Raw genomic sequence first — 20,184 nt, forward strand, 5'->3', positions numbered from 1 at the left:
TTTTACAGCACAATGTAGAGAGTTGAAACACTTTCATTACTATTTGTGCCGCCAGCCGAAGGCGGCGGAATGGAGATTAAGATGAGAAAAGTAATTATTTCTCTGGCACCTGTACAGGCAGGAACCAGTGTGGATGCAGTAAAACTTGCAGAGGATGTTGAGAAAAGCGTAAAGCTTGGCGCAGCCATGTGCCATCTTCACTGCCGTAAACCGGATGGAAGCCTTACACCGGATATTTCTTACATGTCTGAGTGCTTTGACGAGATTTTGAAACGTACAGATGTAGTTGTTCAGGCTTCTACAGGTGGTGTCTCTGACATGAATATTCAGGATCGCTGTAATCCCTTGGATTATCCCAAGGTAGAGAGTGCATCACTGAACGGTGGAAGCACAAACCTGGGAGAAGCAGTATATATCAATTCCTTTGACGATATCCGCTACTGTGCAGATGCAGTTTATAAAAGAGGGATTCTTCCGGAAACTGAGGTTTTTGATATCGGAATGCTGCACAATATGGCAGTTGTGAAATCTGAGCAGCCATTTGCAGACCCCATGTTATTCAACCTGGTATTCGGTCACAAGGGTGGCATGCAGCCTACACCTGAAATGTTGGCAGCTTTTCGCTCCTTTGTTCCATCCGATGCACTTTGGGGTGTTACTCATTTCGGACGCGATAACTGGACCTTCCTGGCAGCCGCTATCGCTATGGGCGCAACTGTAGTCCGTGTGGGCTTTGAAGACAGCCACTATCTTGAAGATGGCGTGGATGCAAAGTACAACTGGCAGGTTGTTGAGAAGCTGGTGAACCTGATTCGCGCTATGGGTCTGGAGCCTGCAACACCAGATGAAGCAAGACAGATGCTGAAGCTTAGAAAACGCTAAATGAATTCTAGAATACAGGAATCATTTGTATAAAGAAAGGTCAGGGATAAGAAATGCTCGCAATTAAAAAAATTTATATGGATTATGAAACTGCTCCTGTAGGCGTTTCTCATATGCCCCAGTTTGCCTGGGAGCTTGTCAGCGATAAGAAAAATGTAAAACAGAAATCCTATGAGCTTCAGATCGCAAAGGATGCTGATTTTACAGATTTGATTTACAACAGCGGAAAAACAGAGTCCGAGGAGTCTGCTCATGTTTATGTCCAGGGGACATTAGAAAATGCAAAACGCTATTTTGTCCGCGTGAAAGCCGCAGATGGAGAGGAAGAAACTTTGTGGAGCGACACCGCTTCCTTTGTAACTGCACTTGCAGGCGCAAATGGCGAGTGGGAGGAAGGTGCACCTGCATGGAAAGCACCTTTCGTATCTGCCGAGACAGACGATTCCTACAAAAATGCTTCCAAGGGAACCTATGTAAGAGGAAACTTTGAAATTAAAAAAGAAGTAAAGGAAGCCTATGCATTTACCACTGCCCTTGGCCTGTATCAGTTTTATCTGAATGGCAGAAAGGTTGGCGAGGATGAAATGACACCTGGCTGGACTTCTTATAGGAGACATCTTCTTTACCAGACCTATGATGTAACGGAATATCTGCAGAAGGGTATAAACGGTGCCGGCGCTATGCTTGCTCCTGGCTGGTATAAGGGTGTTATGGGACTTACAAAAGCCCGCAACAATTATGGTGATCAGACAGCTTTTACCATGGAGATCGTGGTCCGCTATACAGATGGAACCACAGAATCTATCTGCACAGATACCTCCTGGACCGGCTGTGATTCTCCTGTTGTTTTTGCGGAAATTTATGATGGTGAAACCTATGATGCAAATCTGGAAATTCCAGACTGGTCAAAGGCAGAGACACCGTCCGGAAGCTGGAAGCCGGTACAGCTTGTATTTTTTGATACAGAGGTAATGCGCGCTCAGTATGCAGCTAAGGTTCACGTAATGGACCGCATTCCTGCAAAGCGTATTTTTAAAACTCCTGCAGGAGATACGGTTGTGGATTTTGCACAGAACATGGCAGGCCGCATTGAAGTCACTGCATCCGGAAAACCAGGAGATGTAATTGAGCTTCACTGCTTTGAAGTTCTGGATAAAGACGGAAATGTTTATCTGGACAACCTTCGTGCTGCCAAGGCTACTATGAAATATACATTTGCCAAAGAGGGAACTGTTACCTGGCATCCGACCTTTACATATATGGGATTTCAGTATGCACTGATCGTTTCCTATCCGGGAGAGCCAAAGGCAGAAAACTTTACTGCATGCACATTGCATTCTGATATGGCTTCCACCGGAAAGCTGGAGTGCTCAAACCCGCTTCTGAACCAGCTTCACCATAACTTCCTGTGGGGACTGAAGAGTAATTTCCTGGATGTGCCTACAGACTGTCCGCAGCGTGATGAGCGTCTTGGCTGGACTGGCGATGCGCAGATTTTCTGCCGTACAGCAACCTATCTGATGAATACATATACCTTCTATAAGAAATGGCTTCGTGATCTGGAGGTTGACCAGACACCGGAGGGCGGCGTACCGCACGTAGTTCCGAACATTGAAGAAGGCCGAACAGATGGCAACTGGCTTCTCAGCCAGGGACCTCATTCTGCAGCAGCATGGGCCGATGCGGCAATCATCAACCCGTGGACCATGTATCTGATGTATGGAGACAAGGATATTCTGAAAAGACAGTATAATAGCATGAAGGGATGGATCGATTTCATGCGTGCCCATGCTGTGGATTATATCTGGAATTATAAGCTGCAGTTTGGTGACTGGGTTGCTCTGGATGCAGAAGAGGGAAGCTATTTTGGTGCAACTCCAAATGATCTGACCTGCACTGCATACTATGCATATTCCACCGGACTTTTCGTAAAAATGGCGAAGGCTCTTGGAAAGGATGATGTGGCAGCAGAATATGAGGAGCTTTACAGTAAGATCGTGAAGAAATTCCAGGATACCTTCTTTGACGCAGAGGGTAATATGACAGCTCAGACACAGACCGCACATATTGTGGCACTGTATTTCCAGCTCACTCCTGAGAAATATATTGAAAAAACAGTGGAAGGCTTGAAGAAACTGCTGGCCAAGGAAAACGGACATCTGGTTACCGGATTTGTAGGAACTCCGTATTTCTGCCATGCGCTGAGTCAGAACCATGCTCTGAAGGATGCTTATGACCTGCTTCTGAAGGAGGATTTCCCATCCTGGCTGTATCAGGTAAAGAAAGGTGCTACCACAATCTGGGAACACTGGGATGGACTGAAGGATGACGGAAGTATGTGGAGCGCAGATATGAACTCCTTCAATCATTACGCATACGGTGCCATCGGAGAGTGGATGTACCGCGCAATGGCTGGAATCGAGGCAGATCCGGAGCAGCCGGGCTTCAAGCATGCAGTGCTTTATCCGCGAATCGGAGGTAATCTGAAGTACACAGAAGGAAATTATCATAGCATTTATGGCAATGTTGGTGTAAAATGGGAAGTCCAGGGAACACAGATTCTTTTGACTGTTCAGATTCCGGTAAACACAACTGCCCAGATTCGTCTGGATCAGGCGAAAGCTGTTGTAAAAAGCGATGGGCTTACCTTTACGAAGGCAGCAGATTACATGAGTGCTGAAGCAGGAAGCGGAACTTACCACATTGTGTTTGAACAGTAATTTAAAATATTTTTGCGGCACAATATGAAAGGGTGATGAGAATATGGAAAAGAAAAAACAGGCTTCGGGAATACAAAAAGCATGGAGGCAGCTGAGTATTCAGAACCAGATTTTTCTTTCCATGTTTCTTATCACCCTTTTAGGTGTTGGGGTTTTGATGAATATTGTATATAAAGCCTCTGTTGATGCGATTGAGCAGAATTACCGGGCTTCTTATCAATCTACGCTTAAGAATTCCAGCCGTGTGCTGGATATGAATCTGAAAAATATTGTGGATGTTGGACGAAGCTTTCTCAATGATAAGTCTTTTCAGCAGATTCTGGAAAACGGAAATAAATATGGAGGAAGTAAATTTTCTTCCGGCGACAGGACAAAGCTTCGAAAAGTGGCAAATGAGATGGCCAGTCAGCAGGTTTGGGTAAATTATATTGTATTTACAGATTTGTACGGGCATGTTTACCAGCTGAACAATATTAACCAGGGAACCTATGATTTCTATATGTATTATGCAGATAAGGATATCCTGAAAGAGGACTGGGTGAAGGTTGCCAATGAAGCTAAGGGACGAGAAGTTTTTTTTAAGGACAGCATTCTGGCAGTGGGATCTAAAGCAGGCTTTTGTTATGCAAAATATATGATCAATCCTTCTGATGGCGAGGGAATGGGATATATGGTAGTTGGCCTTAGCCAGAAGCTTTTGGGAAAATCCTTTGTCATGGGAAATGAAGGCTTTAATTCCAGCAATTTTATGGTGTTGGATGAGGATGGCGAGCTGATTTATTTTGTTGGAAATGAGGAGAGAGAAACTGCCATCATGGAAGCCTTTTCCAATCCGGAAAAAAACAGTCTGTATCTTTTTTCTTCTGTCACAAACTATACTACAGAATGGAGCATTGTAAATGTAGTAGAAAAAAATGAACTCAGTGAGGAAAGCAAGGGAATTCGGCTGATTTCATTTTGGGTAGCAGGCTGTGTTCTGGTTGTAGGCTTCATTATGGCGAGAATCATTTCCAGAACTATCAGTCAGCCTCTGAAACAGCTGGAGAATACTATTGCACAGGTTGGCGAGGGTGAACGTCATATTACAGAAGAATTCGATTACAGTGAGGTTGGCCGTATTGGTCAGAAGTTTAAGGAAATGGTTAATACGAATCTGGAGCTTTCCGAGCATCTGATGGCTGTAAAGCTGAATGAACGTGAAGCAGAGCTTTTGCTTTTGCAGTCCCAGATTAATCCTCATTTTCTTTATAATACTCTGGATTCTCTGTATTTCGTGGCAATTATGCACGGGGATGATCAGATGGCGGAGATGGTGGAAGCACTCTCCGATAATTTCAAGCTGGCACTAAATAACGGAAATAAATACATTAAGGTTGCAGATTCCGTAAAATGGATGCAGGGCTATATGAAGCTGCAGAATATGAGGTACAATAACCGTTTTGAGCTGTTTGTAGATATCAGCAGAGAAATCCTCCAGAGGGAGACGATCACCTTTATTTTCCAGCCATTTATTGAGAATGCTATGTATCACGGTCTTGAGCCCAAAATCGGTAAAGGTAAAATTTCCCTGCGAGGCTGGCAGGAGCAAAACAATATGATTTTTACCATTGAAGACGATGGTGTGGGAATTGACGATATGTCAAGACTGGAGAACGGTTACGGTGTGCGAAACGTAATTGAGCGTATAAAGCTGAATTACGGAGAAAAATATGGAGTAATCTTTGAGAGCAGTCCGGGAAAGGGAACGAAAGTGACGATTGTAGTTCCGGTAAAATAAGGAGGAATTTATGTATCGTTTAGTTGTGATTGATGATGAATATATTGTAGTGCAGGGAATCAAGGCTTTGCTTTCCCGGCTGAAGCTGGATTATGAAGTGGTAGGCGCTGCTTATGATGGTATCCAGGGGCTTGAAGTAATCAGAAACGAGAAGCCTGATGTGGTAATTACAGATATCCGTATTCCGGGGCTGGATGGCTTGTCTGTTATCGAAGCTGCCAAGGATGAATGCCCGGATACAAATTTTATTGTAATTAGCGGGTATTCTGAATTTGCGTATGCGCAGAGAGCATTGACCCTGGGTGTAAAGGATTATATCGATAAGCCGGTTACTGCAGAAAAGCTGAAAAATGCTCTTGCCCGTGTTGAAAGCGGGTGGGCCAAAACCAGATATGAGGATGATAAGAAGGCACAGGCTAACAGGGAAAAATTCCAGGAGCTTGACCAGATATTTGAAGGTGGAGTACGCAGCGTCACAAGAGGAGATGCCGGATCATTTCGGGAATATTCCAGACAGGCGCTTGCCTGTCTTAAGGAACTTTATCCGGATGTACAGGATTTCCGGCGGGAATTTTACAAGCATCTTTGTGTACTTAGTGATGTGCTGATCGAGAGTCAGAAGCAGGTGGAGCGTGGTTCACTGGTTTCATTCCAGGAAATGGAAAAATGTGAGACTATGGAACAGATACAGGCCTACGGTGAGGGGGTACTTTCAGATATCAGCAAGCATCTGACAGCAGACCAGACAGGAAGCAGACACAGGGTGATCCTGGAACTGCTCACATATCTGGACGAACACTACAACCAGGACATTGGACTGAGCGAGCTTGCTGACAGAGTGGGAATGAGTACTGCATATTTAAGTGTTCTTTTTAAGACAGAAGTAGGAACCTCTTATGTAAAGTATCTTACAGACCTGCGCATTAAGAAAGCAAAAAAGCTGCTTCAGGATGGATATAAGGTTCATGAAGTAAGCGAGCTGGTAGGATATAATAATTACAGATATTTCTGCGATATTTTTAAAAAGCATGAAGGCATGACTCCCAATGAATACAAAGGAAATGTGTGGAATCCAGAGGGATAATATAAGAGTATATACAAAGTGCACGTATTCATCGTTTTGGATATGTGCATTTTGCATATTTAGCATAATAAACTACCTGAATGTACTACAATTTTTATATAAAACAGTCTAAAAAAACTGTACATTACCATAAAAATTAGGCACTGGTAAATGAACGGGAAACTGGTATTATATAAGCATAAGATATTTCCCGGGGATACAAAGACAATAAGCGAAAAACATTAAACGAGACCGAAAAAAGTAACTGGCTAACCAAAAATCAAAAATTGAAGATTCTGGAGGAATTATAATGAAAAAGAGAGCATTAGCTATTTTGATGGCAGCATTAACAGCAAGCACCATGCTTGCAGTTCCTACATTTGCAGCAGATTACTCAGGAGAGGATCCACAGCTTGAGAAAAACATCAAAATCCTTACCATCTGGGCAGAAGATAATGACAACGGTGTGCTGTTAAATAAGATTTGTGAAGATTATCAGAAAAACGTAAACCCGAACTTCACATGGGAGTATGAGATGGTTGCTTCTGACAACCTTCAGCAGAAAATTGCTACACTGGCAGCATCCAATGATCTTCCGGATCTGTTCGCTTATGAAGCAGGTGCTCCGCTTAGCGTACTGATCGATTCCGGTAAAGTAAAAGATATTTCCGAAGCAGTTGATGAAATCGGAACAGCTGATTACTTGAACAGTGGTGCTGTTGAGCTTCTGAAAGGATTATCCGGAACAGATGATCTTTATGATCTTCCTCTTGGACTGAACGTAGAAGGCTTCTGGTACAACAAAGCTCTGTTTGAGCAGGCAGGATGTGAGGTTCCTACTACATGGGATGAATTTGAAGAAGTTCTTCAGAAGCTTTCCGATGCTGGTATCCAGCCTCTTACAACCGGCGGATCTGACAAATGGGGTGCAACCCGTCTGATCAACGCTTACGCAGTAAGAACAGCAGGAAACGACATCATGACAAAAGCAGCTGACGGCGAGGTTCCTTACACAGATGAGAAGCTGGTTGCTGCAGCTGATAAACTTGCAGAGTGGGCTGAGAAAGGATACTTCGGAGAAGGTATTACAACAGTTGATATGAACACAGCTGGTTCCATGCTGATGAGCGGAAAAGCTGCTATCTTCTACAATGGTTCCTGGTTTACACAGAACCTGACAGATGATTCCCAGAACCCGGCAGGCGAGGACGGAATCGGATTCTTTAACATTCCGGTTGCAGATGAGTCCGTTAGCTCCGCAACTTCTTACTCTATGAACTGTGGTAACATTCTTGCTCTTGATAACGATAAATATGACGAGGCTACTGGCTGGTTCCTGAAATACTTCATGGAGAACATCGGAAACCTTGCAATGGAAGAGCAGGGAACTGTTAAAGGTTACACATATGATGTTGCAGCAGATGATATGGATGGTTACACCAAGCTTGTTCTTGATGAGATTGACAAATCCACAGAAGGATTTGCATGGTGGGAAGCAAAAATGCCTAGCGAAATCTCCAAGACTGCACAGGAAAATGTACAGCCTCTGCTGAACGGCGAAATGACTGGCGAAGAATATATGCAGTCCATCCAGGACGTATATGACATGCAGTAAGTATCAGCTTTGGCAATATAAGCTTTGAACTTCAAATGGGAGTGTTTGCCAGCAGACACTCCCATTTTTATGTCAGAAATCAGAAAGGAAGGAATTTTATGAACAAGGTATTAGGTAATAAGAAAGCGATATCCCTTTTCGTAATTCCGGCGTTAATTGTTTACACTATCATCGTAATGGTACCGGTTATCTGGTCGCTGTACTATTCATTTTTCAGCGGCAGCCCGGGACTTCAGTGGGAATTTGCCGGATTTGACAATTATGCAAGACTTTTTAGAGACAAGAACTTTTTAAATGCATTAACAGTAAACTGTAAATATGTATTAGTAGTAACCATTGGCCAGGTTGGAATGGGACTTTTACTTTCCCTGATGTTTAAATTCTGGTTGAGGAGATGCAAAACTATTGTAAGAACCCTGGTTTTCTTCCCTGTAGTACTTCCTACTGTTGCAGTAGGTCAGCTGTTTGCAAAGATTTATGAGATTCAGCCAAACTATGGTCTGTTAAACTCCTTACTTGACTCGCTTGGTTTTACAAACCTTGTTCAGCCATGGATCGGCCAATCCAGCACAGCTCTCTGGGCATTGTGTGTAATGGATATCTGGGTAGCCATGGGATTCTATTCCGTAATTTTCTATGGTGCACTCCTTGATATCTCCGATGATATCCTGGAAGCAGCAAGAATCGATGGCTGCGGCGGATGGCAGTTATTTAAGAACATTCTTCTTCCACTGCTTCGTCCGATGGTAATCACCAGCCTTGTATTCAGCTTCTCCGGTACTGTAAAAATGTTCGAGTCCGCTATGGCTCTTACAAAGGGCGGTCCAGGAAGCGCAACCAAATCACTGTCCATGTATATGTATGACGTTGCATTTACATACAATAAGGTGGGTTACGCCAGCGTTATCGCAATCGTGATTTTCCTGATCTGTGTAGTCGGTTCTCTTGTTATTAACAAATTTGATGTGAAAGACTGAAAGGAGGAAATATTATGAAAAAAGTAAAAGCAGCTTTTCGAGGAATTGTAATTTTCCTTCTTTGCATGATTGAAATTTATCCGCTGTTTTGGATGCTTACAGCATCCTTCAAGAAACAGGCTGAGTGGAGTGAGAAACCTGCCTATGCATTAAACGATGGATTTTATTTCCAGAACTACTCTGATGCATGGACAAGAGGCCACATGTCCACATTCTTTAAGAACAGCTTGATTACCACATTAGTGGCACTGGTATTTATCGTATTCTTCTCTGTGACAGTTGGTTTCGCTGTAACCAAGATGAAATGGAAATTCAGAAATGCAGTTGCACAGTATTTCCGTTTCGGTATTATGATTCCGGTTGCAATCGCATTGATCCCGCTGTTTCAGATTTACAGCAAAACAAATCTGCTGAATACCAGAATCTGTCTGATCATTACTTACATAGCTTTCGGTTTGTCACTTTCCATCTATCTGGTTCAGGGATATCTTCGTTCCTTCCCGGATGACATTATGGAAGCTGCCGTTATTGATGGCTGCGGTATCTACAGACTGATGTGGCATATTGTAACACCACTTATGAAGAACTCCATTGTAACTGTACTGGTACTTCAGTTCTTCTTCAAATGGAATGACCTTCTGTTTTCCATGACATTCATCAGCGATTCTGCACTGAAGACAGTTCAGACAGGACTTCTGTATTTCTCTGATGAGTTTGGATCCAAGAACTGGGGTGCAATCTTTGCTTCTGTATCCATGAGTGTATTCCCGCTTCTGCTTCTGTACATGGCACTGAATAAGAAACTGATGGAAGGTATGACAGCAGGAGCTGTAAAGGGTTAATATTATGGAAGATAAAAGGACAGAGCGGTACAGACAGGAACTGAAAAATTTTGTAATGTCTCACACGGAGGATGTGCTGAAGAATCCGCGAAGCTTTATCCGCTATCCATTTATTGATCCAGGCTCTGTTTATGATGGAAATGTATGGGACTGGGATACCTACTGGTCCGTATACGGCTTCCTGAATCTGGCGGATTCTTATGAGGATCCGTCTGTGAAGCCAAGAATTATAGAGCATGCACAGGGAAATATCCGCAACTTTTTTGATCATCAGCTTGAAGACGGATACATTCCTATGATGATCGAGGTTGCAGACTGGCCGGAGCCGTATCTGAATATGCGACACAAAGAAGGAAAAATTATGAATATGCATAAGCCCTTCCTTTGCAGCCAGATGTGCCTGATCAGTGATTACACAGGAGATTACAGCTGGACTGAGGAGTTTCTCCCTGGTGCAGCGAAATATTTCGACTGTTATGATCACTATTATTTCCACGAAAACAGTGGGCTGTATGTATGGCAGGATGATATTATGATCGGTATGGACAATGACCCGGCAACTTTTGGACGCCCGCCATTTTCCACTGCAAATATTTATCTGAACAGCTTTATGTGCGTAGAGCTTGAGGCTGGCGCAAAGCTGTACCGCCAGTTTGGAAAAGAGGAAGAGGCAAAGAAGCTTCTTGGGAAACGCGATGCTTTGATTACAGCTATCCAGCAGGAATGCTGGGATAAGCGTGACCGCTTTTTCTATTCCGTCGATGTGGATATTAAGACCAGAAAATACGATTGGTTCCATCAGGGACTTGGAGTTTTCTGGAAAACACTGCCTATCAAGATTCGTGTATGGTCTGGCTTTATCCCCATGTATGCAGGAATTGCTACTAAAGAGCAGGCAGCAGATATGGTGAAGCATATTTTTGATCCCGATACCTTTGGTTCAGACTTTGGCCTGACCACGCTTTCAAAGGATGAGAAAATGTTTGACCTGTCTGTTACCAATAATCCGTCCAACTGGCTTGGCCCGATCTGGCTGGTTGCAAACTATGTGGTATTTCGAGGCCTTCTGAACTACGGATACCGCATGGAGGCGGAAATTATGTATAAGCGCACCATGCGCCTTCTTGGAGATGATCTGGAAAAAACAGGCAGTCTTCATGAGTATTACAATCCATTTAACGGGGAACCGGTTATGAATGGAGGATTTATCAACTGGAATATACTGGCACTGAATATGGCAGATGAGCTGGAAGGAAAGAAACCGATGTGTCTGCAGTCGTTGTATGAGAAATAAAATGATGATGTTGGGGTCAAAAGGTCTTTTGCCACTGGTATCATAAAATGTATATTGAAAAAGATTGTAAGATTGTAGCAAGGTTGCGATTTTACAATCTTTTTTTATAAAGTGGAGGTAAGAAGAGATGATTCAGAATCCAATTTTGCCGGGATTTTGCCCGGATCCAAGTATTATCCGTGTAGGAGATGATTATTATATTGCAAATTCAAGCTTTGAGTGGTGGCCGGGTGTGAAAATTTACCACTCAAAGGATTTGAAGCATTACGAGCAGCTGCCGTCACCACTGACCAGGATGAGCCAGCTGAACATGGTAGGAGAGCCGGATTCCTGCGGCGTGTGGGCTCCGGATATTTCTTGGGACGGGGAGTATTTCTGGCTGATTTATACAGATGTGAAGACTCGTACTGGAGGACTTTTTAACACCCACAATTATCTGGTGAAATCAAAGGATATACGCGGCTGGTCGGAACCGGTTTATCTGAACAGCTCAGGATTTGACCCATCTGTATTTCATGATACAGATGGAAAAATGTATATTGTGAATATGATCAATAATTTCAAGGGAATTCTGGTACAGGAGTATGACCCTGAGAAGGAATGCCTGGTAGGAGAGGCGAAAAATGTCTTCCCGGGAACCGGACGAGGCTATACAGAAGGTCCCCACATTTACCATATTGGAGAATATTATTATCTGCTGATGGCAGAAGGGGGAACCAGTTACGAGCATATGGCGACCATGGCAAGATCCCGTTCCATCTGGGGACCATACGAGGAAGATCCAGGCAATCCGGTTCTGACTTCTGATGTGGAAAATCCGGAGGAGCTGCAGAAGTGCGGACACGCAGATCTTGTATGCACTCAGAATGGGGAGTGGTACATGGTGCATCTATGCGCAAGACCACCCAAAGGAACCCGCCAGTGCGTCCTTGGCCGCGAGACCGCAATTCAGAAAATGGTGTGGAACGAAGATGGCTGGCTGCGCCTGGCCTGCGGCGGAAGGTTTGGCCAATGGGAGACGGAAGAACCGGAGGGAATTGCAGAATATATTTTCCCGGAGGAAGAGGGGAAGGATTATGGGAGAGATGACTTTGGGAGAGTTTTGGATGTGCGCTACACATCTCTGCGCCAGTCTTATGACAGCTACGCAAGTTTGACCGAGCGTCCGGGCTATCTGCGCCTCTATGGCCAGGAATCCCTGAATTCTTGCTGCAACGTCAGCATGATTGCCAGGCGCCAGCAGGCACGTCATGTTCAAGTAGAAACCAGCATTGATTTTGTGCCAACATGCAGAGAACAGATGGCTGGCTTGGCTTACATGTATGATACGGGAAACTTCTATCTTCTGGTAAAAACCAGAGACGAGGAATATGGTTGTCCGTCACTTGACCTGAAGATTCCAGCGAAGCTTCGTTTAATCCGAAGCAGCCACTTCGCAGTGGATGATGTAATCACTCCGATTGCCATCCCCGAAAACGGCCCCCTGTTCCTGCGCACCGTCACCACCGAGGATGGCCTGCACGCGAAATTCTACTATTCCCTGGACGGACAGAATTTCCTTGAATTGGCCGAAGTCCCCACCAACATCCTCACCGACGAACAAAGTGAGGGCTTCACCGGCGCCCACTTCGGCATGTACTGCCACGACATGACAGGCGGAAGAAAATGGGCAGATTTTGATTATTTTGAGATTTTGAGGAAATAAAAAATTAGTATCATACTAAGACTTCCCATACCTAAAATGGGATTCGCACCTTTGTTAAAATGGTTTTTCGACAACTCTATTATACCAAGAGGAACAGGTTTATGCCTTTTTTATTGGCCGAAATATTGAATTTTCAATGTTCAACACACCGTACTGGTGTGGGAAGTTTTAGTATCATAGCTATAAATGAGCAAGTTCGTGATTTTGCATAAAAGAAATTGCAACAATTAGTAAGGCAGTTGTAAGTATAATTTGCAATTCCTCATAAGTACTTATAATGATTACTCCCTTCTGGTAAGGTGTCCAGATCGAGTGAAAGCACGTCCCCCGGCTACCCGGTTAAGTATATTATATTGTCAAGGTGCTATGATCCTCTTTTTTCTCGTAAATATCATCTCAAAATACGAATAAAGTACGTCTATTAATATATTAAAACCTGTTAAAATGAATTTGTCAAGAATAATATAAAAGCTAAAAGGAGCAGTTAAAGTTTGAAACAAATAATGAAAGGATTGCTCTTTTTGGTTAATAAATTCCTACATTTTCTTAATAAAGTTCCATTGCAAAACCCATGTTTCCTGGCGTATTATGGTAGCAGGAAACATGGGTTTTTATGTTTATGGAAAAAGAAATTTTTTAGTAAAAGGAGTATCTGATTATGGAAATGAACTATGCAAAAACTGTGGAAAAATGGGGAACCCTTGAGGTTGCAGTTAAGGGGCCGAAGGAGGGGAATCCTTTCTGCGACCAGTGGATCAAGGGAACTTTTGAGTGTAAAAATGAGAAGAAAACAGTAGACGGTTTCTATGATGGAGACGGTGTTTATAAAGTAAGATTTATGCCATCTTTTGTGGATACATATACATTTAAAATCGAATCTTCCTTCCAGACAGAAAGCGCAGAAGAAGTCAGCGGCAGTTTTGAAGCTGTAGCCCCTTCCGCAGACAACCACGGTCCAGTCCGCGTAGCCGGAACCTATTACCTGGCTTACGAGGATGGCAAGCCTTATCATTGTATTGGAACTACCTGTTATGTATGGAACCTGCAGAATGAAAAGCTTCAGGAGCAGACCCTGAAAACCCTGGAAGAAAATGCGTTTAACAAAATCCGTTTCTGCATTTTCCCGAAGCACTACGATTACAACCTTCACGAGCCAATCACCTACCCGTATGAGGGAACACCCTGCGACACTTCTGAATTAAATGAGAACAATTTCGCCGAATACAACGGCTGTGCACCTGGAAATGACTGGGACTTTACCAGATTTAATCCAGCACATTTCCAGCACATTGAAGAATGTATTAAGAAGCTGATGGCCCTTGGCATCCAGGCAGATCTGATCGTAATGCATCCATACGATAGATGGGGATTTTCCATGATGAAGGCAGAAGATGACGACCGCTACTGGAAATATGTTCTGGCACGTTTTTCCGCATATCGCAATGTATGGTGGTCACTGGCCAATGAGTACGATTTGATGCATGAGAAAACTCTCGCAGACTGGGAAAGATATGCCGCAATCATCTGCGAAAAAGATCCATATCACCACCTGAGATCCATCCACAACTGCAAAGCTTACTACGACTATAACCTGCCATGGGTAACTCACTGCAGCATCCAGCGAACCGAAACCTACCGTTCCTCCGAGCTGGTAAACGAGTGGCGTGAGAAGTACCACAAGCCAGTCGTTCTGGATGAAATCTGCTATGAAGGAAACATTCAGTTTGGCTGGGGAAACATCAGCGGAGAAGAAATGACCAGAAGATTCTGGGAGGCATTCTGCCGCGGCGGATATCCGGGACACGGTGAAACTTACCTCAGCCCGGACCGCATTCTCTGGTGGTCACACGGCGGAGTTCTGCACGGAACCTCCCCGGAGCGCATTAAATTCCTGGCAAAAATTATGGAAGAAACCCCAGGTCTTGGCGTAGAACCAATGCCATGCAAATGGGATGAAGTTGCCTGCCGCGCAGCTGGCTTCCCGGCAAGAAAAGACTATTTCATTTATTACTATACATTTATGCGCCCAAGCTTCCGTGACTTCTATTTCGACGATACCACAGAGTATCAGGTAGAAATCATTGATACCTGGGAAATGACCATCACAGACGGCGGAATCCACAAAGGACAATTCCGCGTCCAGCTTCCAGGCAAGGAATATATTGCGGTGAGAATTAAAGCTGTAAAGTAAAAGGCAGCTGGAATGATGATGCAAATATTTCAGCTCCAATATTAGATTTTGTATGAAATAAGGCCGATCACTTGTGCGATAAAAAGCACATAAATGATCGGCCAACTTACATCGTTTTTACTTAAACGATATTTTTCATAGATCGTGATACATATATTATACGAACTTTTCAGATATGCGTTAGCAATAACTTTCTGCGACAGCGCCTATCCGCGGCAGTTATTTCACTTCTTTCATCCTCACCGCCATATACTGTCTAGCCCCCATCTTAATCCGAATTTTTCCTTCATAAACTTCCGGAAGTTCTTCTGTGGTCATATTCCAGGTGTCGATCAGTTCAATCTTGTACTTCTTTCCAGCTGGCAGCGTGTAGTTGCGGTACAGTGGGCGGAAGAAGCCGTAGTAGTACAGGAAGTAGCTTTCGCCGTCGTGGAGGCATACGGAATCCCAGTTTTCTTCGTGGTTTTCCGGGGTGAGAGTAAGAGGCTGGATGTCATCTGGAAGCTGAGCCATCTGCTCTTTCAGGAAGGCAATTCTGGCTGTGCTTTCCCCGTGAAGGGTGCCGCCGTGAGCCCACCAGATCTGGTCGCCCTGGTCCACATAGGTCTCGCCGTGGGACAGATATCCGCCGCGCATGCAGCCTTCCCAGAAGCGTCTGGTCAGCTCCTGTGCAGTCAGGCAGCCCCATCCGAAATCAATGTTTCCTTCGTATCCAACTTCGTCTACAATCACAGGCTTGCGGTACTGGTTTCTCCAGTCTGTAACCATTTCTGCGGTCTTGTAAACATCTACACGCTGAACGCTTACATGTGTGATCCAGGATCTGTTGTGGTCAAAAAGAGGAACGCAGTTGTGGATGGAACGAAGGTGTCCGTACGGGTCATTTTCCATTACAACTCTTGCGTAAGTATCCCAGTCTTCTACGGTTTTCTGAGGCATCAGATCGTATTCATTTGCCATGGACCACCAGATATTTTTGAAGTGGGAAAGACGTCTTGCAGCATAGGATAAGTAGAAAATATCCTGCTCCTTTGTCATTTTGGAAAAGCCCCAGCGGTCGTATGGATGAAGAAGAATGATGTCTGCTTCGATGCCAAGCTCGTCCAGCTGCTGGATTCTTTTTTCCAGATTTTCAAAGAACACATTATCAAATCTGGAGAAATCAAAGCCGTCTTTTGCGTTTCCCTGGAATGCATATCTTTCCGGATCTGTGGTGTTGTAGGTGTAGAATTTTGGGAAAATACACATTCTGATCTTGTTAAAAGGAGCGTTTTTCAGTGTTTCCAAAGTCTGCTCCTGCACCTGTTCGGACTGGTTGACCCATGCGTAGCAGGTGGTTCCAAAAGGCTGGAATCTGGTGCCGTCCTCGTATGCAAAATGGAATTCATCTTCTGTTACATAGAAGTTTACTTCCTTCTTTGGAAGTACATCTTTTTTCAGGCACACACGTCCATGGTTGCCTGCTGCGGCTGGTGTGCAGAGAAATTCACCTGTCTGGCCGTCCAACTGCGGGTCGCTGCTGTGTGTCTCATAAGTCCAGTTACCTTCTGCCTGAGGCATGAAACGGATGCCATATTTTCCCTGATCTTTGTAAAAACCTTTTACGGTAAGCTTCTGGATTCCATTGGAAAAATCAGCGGTAAGCTGTACATCCTGAAATGGATTTCCCTGGGATGTTCCGGAAAGTTCCAGGTCAAATACTTTATATTTTTCTACTGTTTTTGCCATAATTTTTCCCTTCTTTTTGAAAACTTTTATGCTCTCTTAGCACGCTTCTCCAGGTCTTCTACAATATGTCCATACTCTTTGTCCAGCTTGTAGAATAACAGGATGATGAACATGATCGCGAACACAACAAGCGGTACATATAAGAAGATGACGCGGATTCCGCTGATTGCGGAAGCTGGCTGTGCAGCGGAGGAGCTTACGAAACCAAATGCTGCAAGTACCCAGCCAAGAACTGCGGAGCCGATACCGGAACCGATTTTCTGTCCGATGGAGTTTGCGCTGAAAACAAGGCCCTCTGCGCGGATGCCGGATTTCCAGTCGTTGTACTCAACTGTGTCAGCAAGCATTCCGTACATAACACCGGAAAGAGCTGCGTTTCCAACACCTTTGATGATTGCTGCAATGTAAAGAACTGCATAGCTGGTTGGATTTAATAGTACCATTGCATATCCGATGAAGGAAATTGCAACACCGGAGATGGCGATTTTCTGTTTACCAATCTTGCGGATGATACCTGTGCATATTGCAAATGCTGCGAAGGAAGCGATGTTCTGGAAAATGGAAAGGTTTCCAACCAAGCTGTCATCGTTCATAATGTACTGTGCATAGTATACGTTTACACCGATAAAAGCGTTTACTACGCTGTTTAAAAAGAAGATTGCAAGAAGAATCATCCAATATTTGTTTTTAATAAGGCTTTTCAGAGCCTGTGGGATGTTGACTTTTTCTTCAGATCCGGCTTTCTTTGCTTCTTCGGTAACTGCTTCTTTGGTGGTGAAGAATACGATCAGGAAAAAGATGATCGCAACGACACCGTAGATCAGGAATGTTTTCTGCCATGCGGAAGAATCATTTCCGAAATATTTAACAAGTGGAAGAGTTGCTGCGTTTACGACCATACCGCCGCCAAATGCAAATACCATTTTGGAAATATTCAGATAGCCGCGCTCGGTTTGGTTCTTGGTCATAAGAGCTGCAAGGGAACCGAATGGCAGGTTGATCGCTGTGTATACAACAGTTACTGCCAGGTTGTAAGTGAGGAACGCATAGATGATTTTACCTGTGGTTCCAAAATCCGGTGCTGTGAACATGAGAACAAGTGACACTGCAAATGGAATGCACCACCACAGAAGCCAGGGTCTTGCTTTACCGTGTTTGCTGTGGATCTTTTCCATCAGGGAACCAACGATCAGGTCGCTGACGCCGTCCAGGAGACGGGAGATCAGAAGAATGGTTCAAACCACACCTGCGCCAAGTCCTGCAACATTTGTGAGGAAATAGGTGAAGAAGGAGTTGACTGGTGTGTACATCATGTTGTTTGCGAAATCACCGACGCCGTAGCCGATACGTTCTTTCATATGCAGGGAACGGTTTTCGCCTTCGTATGCATTTTCTGTGCCTTTCATTTTGTTTACCTCCGTACGTTTTCTTAAACTTGTTTTAAAACTATATTTTAATCATAATTCAACAAAAATTCAACAGAATAATCACAAAAACAGGGTTTTCTCTGTTTTATATAAAGGAATTCTGTGGAATTTGAACATAATGATGTAAAAATAGGACGAATTTAAACGATTCTGTTTAAATCCGCCCTGGATGAGGGTGTTTGTTTACAGGCTTTGTCTCAGCAGAATATCTGGCTGTGCGTAGATTTTGACCCGGGTAGTCCACTGCTGATGGATTTCTTTGTCCAGCAGGTCCATGGCCATGGCAGCGCGCTCAGCATGAGGGATTCTGACCTGAGTCAGCTTGGCACCGGAAAGGATGTAATCCGGAATCTCGTCAATGCCAATGGCTTTTACGCGGTCTGGAAATTTAATTCCACGTTTGCGAAGGGCAGTGGTGACGCCAATGGAAATCTGGTAGTTTTCAAAAAGAAATCCTTCCGGGAGGGGATTGTGCTCCAGCCAGGTGAGCATATTTTCGGTAATTGTGGGAATGTTGTGGCCAAGCTCTATGATATCGCTTTTGGCGGGCATGTGGTCGTTGCCGATCATGGTGTTGCGGAAAGCATCACGCCGTTTCTGGAAATTGTAGATGCTTTTGCCGGTGCACAGGTATTTGATATCGGATGCACCTGCCTGGTACAGAAGGTTCAGGCTGTTTTTCACCGCGCTTTCATTGTCGATGCAGACGCTGTTGTATTTGCCGTCGGGGGCTTCGTAGTCGTAAAGGACAATGGGCTTGTTGATTTTTTCCAGAATGGGATAGTCAGCAGGCTGCATTTCCGTGGCAAAAACAATCACGCCGGCAACAAGTTCGGTATTGCATTCTGCAATGACGGCGTTGGTTTCGTATTCGGTTTCATTGATATAGGAAAGGCCGTAGAGGTAGCCGCGGTTTCTTGCTTCTGTGTCAAAGGTGCGCAGAACTTCGGTCCACAAATCCAGCTCCGGGTCGCAGACAACCTGTTTGCGGTGGTTGATGATGAGCACCTTGATCAGACGGTGCGGTGCGTCGGGACTCTGGAAGGAGGAGTTTTCCGGGAGCACGCCGCCGTTGTTTTCCAGTTCTTTTATGCATTCCAAAACCTTCTGGCGGGTCTGTTCGTTTACGCCGGGTTTGCCGTTGACTGCGAGGGAGACGGTGGCTTTGGAAATGCCAAGATGTCTGGCGACATCGACCATTTTTACTTTCATAGGGATACCTGCCTTTCCGGGGAAAATGTGGTTGGTGAAAATTGCTTACGGGTGGAGCTGTATGGTTTGCTCATGTTTATATTTAAACATTTTAAACTATTGATTTAAACAAGTCAAGGAGGAAAACAGGTGCATATGAAGTCTAATTCTGGTTGGCGGATACTTCCTTCTCTACCCACAGCTGCAGTGCTTCAATAGCACGGGAAACTTTTTCCAGATTTTCCTGGATATTGGAAAAATCAGGAATCTCGTCCTCGGAGATCTTTCCATCTCTGGAAATTTCGATAAGGCGGTTGGTGAGCGGGTAAACAGCATTTAAGGAGGCAACGGTTTCCAGAATGATTGCCGGAAGCTCGGTCATCTCTATAGAAGGAACGTATTTCATACCGATCGGACATTCATGTGAGCAGTAGTAGTTGCAAAGCTCCGGGGCATTGTAAACCTGGGACATGCGGATCACGTCCTCGGGGGCAGGCTGTACCTTCTCATTTTCGATGCGCTCTAAGCGGTCCTCGGAAATAAATGCGAGAAGTTCAGAGGCTTTTTCCCGGGGGAGGTTGTCTTCCTCACGCAATTGCTGGTAAATGGTTTTATTTTCTCTGGTGGATTTTCTTCCCATGGATTTTTCCTTTCCCTGCTGTATTACGAACATTTCGGATGCGTTTGGTTTTTTGTGCTGCGTTGAAATTCATATTACGCAGCGTCTGCGGAATAATTGGGGTTATTCCGCAATAAATGCGGTGTATTTTCC

General features: G+C 44.4%; 15 protein-coding genes. 10 read left to right on the forward strand and 5 right to left on the reverse strand.

Features of this window, described 5'->3' with window-relative positions:
- Positions 1-81 precede the first annotated feature (81 nt).
- From OCV70_RS17885 to OCV70_RS17930, 10 genes are all read left to right on the forward strand, one after another.
- Positions 82-882, forward strand: a complete 801-nt coding sequence (locus OCV70_RS17885; RefSeq protein WP_021926258.1) for a beta-keto acid cleavage family enzyme — start codon at positions 82-84, stop codon at positions 880-882.
- Positions 883-935: 53 nt separating this feature from the next.
- Positions 936-3,602 carry an alpha-L-rhamnosidase gene (locus tag OCV70_RS17890; RefSeq protein ID WP_186900766.1) on the forward strand — a complete coding sequence of 889 codons (2,667 nt, stop codon included), beginning with the start codon at positions 936-938 and terminating at the stop codon, positions 3,600-3,602.
- A gap of 43 nt (positions 3,603-3,645) precedes the next feature.
- Positions 3,646-5,379, forward strand: coding sequence for a sensor histidine kinase (locus OCV70_RS17895; RefSeq protein WP_262579960.1), 1,734 nt, complete (start codon positions 3,646-3,648; stop codon positions 5,377-5,379).
- Positions 5,380-5,389: 10 nt separating this feature from the next.
- Entirely contained in the window at positions 5,390-6,463 is a 1,074-nt protein-coding gene (locus OCV70_RS17900) for a response regulator (protein ID WP_262579961.1), read from the forward strand.
- Positions 6,464-6,752: 289 nt separating this feature from the next.
- Positions 6,753-8,057 (forward strand): ABC transporter substrate-binding protein, encoded by a 1,305-nt coding sequence (locus OCV70_RS17905; RefSeq protein ID WP_021926254.1) that lies wholly within the window; start codon positions 6,753-6,755, stop codon positions 8,055-8,057.
- Between the two features lie 98 nt (positions 8,058-8,155).
- Positions 8,156-9,034: a carbohydrate ABC transporter permease gene (locus OCV70_RS17910; protein WP_117849470.1), complete on the forward strand. Its 879-nt coding sequence runs from the start codon at positions 8,156-8,158 to the stop codon at positions 9,032-9,034.
- A 14-nt stretch (positions 9,035-9,048) separates the two neighbouring features.
- On the forward strand, positions 9,049-9,876 hold the full coding sequence (locus tag OCV70_RS17915) for a carbohydrate ABC transporter permease (RefSeq protein WP_262579962.1): 828 nt from the start codon (positions 9,049-9,051) through the stop codon (positions 9,874-9,876).
- 4 nt (positions 9,877-9,880) lie between these two features.
- A complete protein-coding gene (locus OCV70_RS17920) occupies positions 9,881-11,170 on the forward strand; it encodes an MGH1-like glycoside hydrolase domain-containing protein (protein WP_262579963.1) in 1,290 nt (429 codons plus the stop codon).
- Between the two features lie 127 nt (positions 11,171-11,297).
- On the forward strand, positions 11,298-12,875 hold the full coding sequence (locus OCV70_RS17925; protein WP_262579964.1) for a glycoside hydrolase family 43 protein: 1,578 nt from the start codon (positions 11,298-11,300) through the stop codon (positions 12,873-12,875).
- A gap of 658 nt (positions 12,876-13,533) precedes the next feature.
- A complete protein-coding gene (locus tag OCV70_RS17930; RefSeq protein ID WP_021924859.1) occupies positions 13,534-15,066 on the forward strand; it encodes a DUF5605 domain-containing protein in 1,533 nt (510 codons plus the stop codon).
- 219 nt (positions 15,067-15,285) lie between these two features.
- Here OCV70_RS17930 and OCV70_RS17935 read toward each other — a convergent pair whose 3' ends face one another.
- The 5 genes from OCV70_RS17935 to OCV70_RS17955 all read right to left on the reverse strand — a co-directional run bounded on the left by OCV70_RS17935 (position 15,286) and on the right by OCV70_RS17955 (position 20,052).
- Complete coding sequence (locus OCV70_RS17935; protein WP_021924860.1) at positions 15,286-16,794, reverse strand: DUF5605 domain-containing protein; 1,509 nt, start codon at positions 16,792-16,794, stop codon at positions 15,286-15,288.
- A 26-nt stretch (positions 16,795-16,820) separates the two neighbouring features.
- Entirely contained in the window at positions 16,821-18,026 is a 1,206-nt protein-coding gene (locus tag OCV70_RS17940; RefSeq protein ID WP_117849467.1) for an MFS transporter, read from the reverse strand.
- A gap of 3 nt (positions 18,027-18,029) precedes the next feature.
- Complete coding sequence (locus OCV70_RS17945) at positions 18,030-18,200, reverse strand: sugar transporter family protein (RefSeq protein ID WP_021924862.1); 171 nt, start codon at positions 18,198-18,200, stop codon at positions 18,030-18,032.
- Between the two features lie 204 nt (positions 18,201-18,404).
- Positions 18,405-19,433, reverse strand: coding sequence for a LacI family DNA-binding transcriptional regulator (locus tag OCV70_RS17950; RefSeq protein ID WP_021924863.1), 1,029 nt, complete (start codon positions 19,431-19,433; stop codon positions 18,405-18,407).
- A gap of 142 nt (positions 19,434-19,575) precedes the next feature.
- Complete coding sequence (locus tag OCV70_RS17955) at positions 19,576-20,052, reverse strand: helix-turn-helix transcriptional regulator (protein ID WP_021924864.1); 477 nt, start codon at positions 20,050-20,052, stop codon at positions 19,576-19,578.
- Between the last annotated feature and the right edge of the window lie 132 nt (positions 20,053-20,184).

It is taken from the genome of Blautia acetigignens, from assembly GCF_025566865.1.
In the GTDB taxonomy this organism is placed as follows: Bacteria; Bacillota; Clostridia; order Lachnospirales; family Lachnospiraceae; genus Blautia_A; species Blautia_A acetigignens.

Excerpts from the sequence above, each read along its gene's own strand:
- OCV70_RS17890 (WP_186900766.1), top strand. The coding sequence starts at position 936 with ATGCTCGCAATTAAAAAAATTTATATGGATTATGAAACTGCTCCTGTA.
- OCV70_RS17905 (WP_021926254.1), top strand. The coding sequence starts at position 6,753 with ATGAAAAAGAGAGCATTAGCTATTTTGATGGCAGCATTAACAGCAAGC.
- OCV70_RS17950 (WP_021924863.1), bottom strand. The coding sequence starts at position 19,433 with ATGAAAGTAAAAATGGTCGATGTCGCCAGACATCTTGGCATTTCCAAA.
- OCV70_RS17925 (WP_262579964.1), top strand. The coding sequence starts at position 11,298 with ATGATTCAGAATCCAATTTTGCCGGGATTTTGCCCGGATCCAAGTATT.
- OCV70_RS17885 (WP_021926258.1), top strand. The coding sequence starts at position 82 with ATGAGAAAAGTAATTATTTCTCTGGCACCTGTACAGGCAGGAACCAGT.
- OCV70_RS17955 (WP_021924864.1), bottom strand. The coding sequence starts at position 20,052 with ATGGGAAGAAAATCCACCAGAGAAAATAAAACCATTTACCAGCAATTG.
- OCV70_RS17895 (WP_262579960.1), top strand. The coding sequence starts at position 3,646 with ATGGAAAAGAAAAAACAGGCTTCGGGAATACAAAAAGCATGGAGGCAG.
- OCV70_RS17935 (WP_021924860.1), bottom strand. The coding sequence starts at position 16,794 with ATGGCAAAAACAGTAGAAAAATATAAAGTATTTGACCTGGAACTTTCC.
- OCV70_RS17910 (WP_117849470.1), top strand. The coding sequence starts at position 8,156 with ATGAACAAGGTATTAGGTAATAAGAAAGCGATATCCCTTTTCGTAATT.
- OCV70_RS17915 (WP_262579962.1), top strand. The coding sequence starts at position 9,049 with ATGAAAAAAGTAAAAGCAGCTTTTCGAGGAATTGTAATTTTCCTTCTT.
- OCV70_RS17945 (WP_021924862.1), bottom strand. The coding sequence starts at position 18,200 with ATGAAAGGCACAGAAAATGCATACGAAGGCGAAAACCGTTCCCTGCAT.
- OCV70_RS17930 (WP_021924859.1), top strand. The coding sequence starts at position 13,534 with ATGGAAATGAACTATGCAAAAACTGTGGAAAAATGGGGAACCCTTGAG.
- OCV70_RS17900 (WP_262579961.1), top strand. The coding sequence starts at position 5,390 with ATGTATCGTTTAGTTGTGATTGATGATGAATATATTGTAGTGCAGGGA.
- OCV70_RS17920 (WP_262579963.1), top strand. The coding sequence starts at position 9,881 with ATGGAAGATAAAAGGACAGAGCGGTACAGACAGGAACTGAAAAATTTT.